This window comes from Streptomyces sp. adm13(2018), assembly GCF_008042145.1.
GTDB lineage: Bacteria > Actinomycetota > Actinomycetes > Streptomycetales > Streptomycetaceae > Streptomyces.
Window position 1 is genome coordinate 1 of sequence record NZ_RDBH01000167.1, and the last position, 2,766, is coordinate 2,766.

Consider the following 2,766-nt stretch of genomic DNA (forward strand, 5'->3'; position numbering starts at 1 on the left):
CGTCAGCCCCAGCAGCTCCGCCTCCGCCAGCGCCCAGCGCGCCAGCCGCGACCGCAGGTCACCGCCCTCGTCCGCGGCCGCCGCCCCCCGCAACGGCCGCTCCCACCGCAACCGCGCGAAGAGCGACTCCGGCTCCACCGACGACCCCGGCGGCAACGTCGCCAGCAGCCCGAGCACCCGGTGCCGCACCTCCGGCGCCGGCGACCGGTCCAGATCCGGCCCGAGCACGGACAACGTCCGGCCCTTCGCGTCCTGACCACCGGCCAGACCCGGCGTCCGGGTCGCCGTCAGCCACGGCGTGACCAGCAGCGCCCAACGCTCCGCCGGCGGCAGATCGAGCCAGTCGTCGTACGCCGGCGTCGGCGCGTACCGCTCGTCCGCCTCCCCGTCCGAGGCCAGCAGCCCCGCCCCGAAACACAGCTCCAGCCAGAACGCCGCCGTCTCCTCCGGCACGTCCAGCGCCGCCGCCGTCCGCTTCAGGTCCCGCACGGCCAGACCACCCGCCCGCAGCACCGGCGGCCCGCCCCGGTCCCAGGACTTCAACAACTCCTCGACCGTCGCCAGCGCCAGCTGCGCCTGCCCGGCCGCCGCACTGTCCACCACCTGCGGCCGGTACTCCCGCAGCACGCCCGGCACCGGCGCCACCGGCTCCGGCACCCGGTGCGCCCGCCCGCCCCGCAGATGCAGCGCCACCTCACGCGGCAGCACCATCGTCCGCGGCGACACCGGAAGCAGCAGCCCCCGGTCACGCAGCCACCGCACCGGCGGCGCCGGATCGGCCGTCACCTCGCCGTACGGCGGACCCCACACCAGCCGGTCCAGCACGGACAGGGCGTCCGGCGGCGCCGTGTCGAGCAGCGCCCCCATCCGCTCCCGGTCCGTGAACAGACCCGTCAGCGAACCGACCGCGGACACCGCGTCATGAGTCCCGGACAGCCCCGCCGTCGCGATGATCTCCTGCACCCGGCCCGGGGACATCCCCGACGTCGCCTCCGCCACCGTCGGCCCCAGACCCGTCGGCGACGGATGCTGCGCCGACGGGGCCAGCAGCTCACGGGCCGTCCGCACCAGCCGCAGCCGGTCGTCCTCACCCCACACCAGCGCCTGCTCCCGCAGCAGCGCGACGGCACCCGGCAGCGCCGCCTCGATCGCCGGATCGCCCTCGTCACCGGTCAGCAGCCCGAGGAGCACGGGATACGGCGCCGGGTCCTGCGCCACCGCGAGGGCCTCGGCCGTCTGGAGCGCGAACCGGTCGAGCCGCTCAAGCGCCCGCACCACCGACCCCCGCGTCCCGGCCCGCGTGGCGAGCTGCGTCAGATCGTTCGGTACGGGATTCACCAGGTCGGGCCGCGCCCGCAGCAGCGCGGCGAGCCCCTCGTCACCCCGCGCGCGCAGCGCCTCGGCGAGCGTGCGGGGCGCCGCGGCGGCACCAGTTACCTCGGGCACGTGCGCCTCCCGGTCGAGCTCACCGATCCCCATCCGCCCCACGTTAGCCGCTGCGCAGGCGCTAACGTCGGGCCGTACCGGGCGAACCGGCCGTGGAGGGGCACCGTGGGCATCGAGAGCGACCAGTTGGTCTACGACTATCTGAGCCGGGTCGGCGATCTGGCCCAGCAACGACAGCTGCCGGCGAGCGACCGCATGCGGCTGGTGTCCACCCTCCGCAACGAGATCGACCGCCGCCGCGCCACCCACGGCGAGGAGACCCCGTCGGCGGTACGGGGAATCCTGGGCGCGCTGGGAACACCGGACGAGGTGGTGGAACGGGCGGGCGGCTCGGGCGCGTCGCAGGAGGGACCGGGGGAGACGGGCCCGGGGCGGAAGCCGGAGGGGAAGCCGGGGCCGGAACAGCCGGTGCCGAAGCCCCGCCGCGGAGAACGCGGGGAGCGCGACGAGCGACGCATCGGCTGGATCCCGGGTGGCCGCCGCTCCCGGGAGGAGAAGGCACCGGAACCACCGCAGGGCCGCCCGGGCGCGACAACGACCCCGAAACCGGCTCCGAAACCGGCTCCGAAACCGGCCCCGGGTGCCGACGCGGTCGGCCCGCTCGACCTGTCGGGCCTGGCCGGAGCCGACCACGGCATGGACGGGGACTGGTGGCAGGTCGACGCGGCGGCGGGCCTCCCGGGCTTCGTGGGCGGAGTCGAGCGCCCGGACCTCTTCAGGGAGCCGGTTGCAGAGGGGGACGAGGACGAGGAACGGGCGGACGAGGAGGACACCCCCGGCCCGGCATCCGGGAGACGCCGCCTGTCCAGGCTCCTGCGCAAACGAGCCGGTCAGGCGCAGCCGGTCGCGGACGGGGAGCTCGTGGCGGCCCCGGCCGCCCGGCTCCGCCTGTCCAGCCCCTTCGTCCTGCTGGCCGCGCTGCTGCTGCTGGGCGGGGCGGTGTTCGGCTCGCTGGTGGCTCTGGCAGCGGGCTGGCTCATCGCGTACGCCTCACGCCGTCTGACCCCCGGTGAGGTCAAGGGGGCCGTCCTGGTGATCCCGGGCCTGGCGGCCGCGTCCGGCGTCGGCTGGCTGTGGGGCAGGGTGGAGGGCCGCTGGGGGGAGCCGGTCGCGGCGGGCGGCGAGGCGATGGGCGCGGCGGTGGCGGAGACCTGGCCCTGGGTCCTCAGGGGCGCGGCGGTGGCGTCGGCCCTGTTCCTCCTCTGGCGCACGAGAAGACACTGAGGGTCCCGGCTCCCTGCGTACGCCACGTGCACGGGTCACCCAGCCCGCAAACCCCGCGACGCGTTCGCCGAGAATGGCGTCATGACGACCTCAGCC

1 protein-coding gene and 1 pseudogene are annotated in these 2,766 nt (G+C 76.1%); one reads left to right on the forward strand and one right to left on the reverse strand.

The window, feature by feature from the left end:
• Positions 1-1,479, reverse strand: a pseudogene (locus EAO70_RS35080) (DNA-binding protein); the annotation flags it as partial.
• A gap of 72 nt (positions 1,480-1,551) precedes the next feature.
• Here EAO70_RS35080 and EAO70_RS35085 point away from each other — a divergent pair.
• Positions 1,552-2,670, forward strand: a complete 1,119-nt coding sequence (locus EAO70_RS35085; protein WP_148006860.1) for a hypothetical protein — start codon at positions 1,552-1,554, stop codon at positions 2,668-2,670.
• Positions 2,671-2,766: the final 96 nt, after the last annotated feature.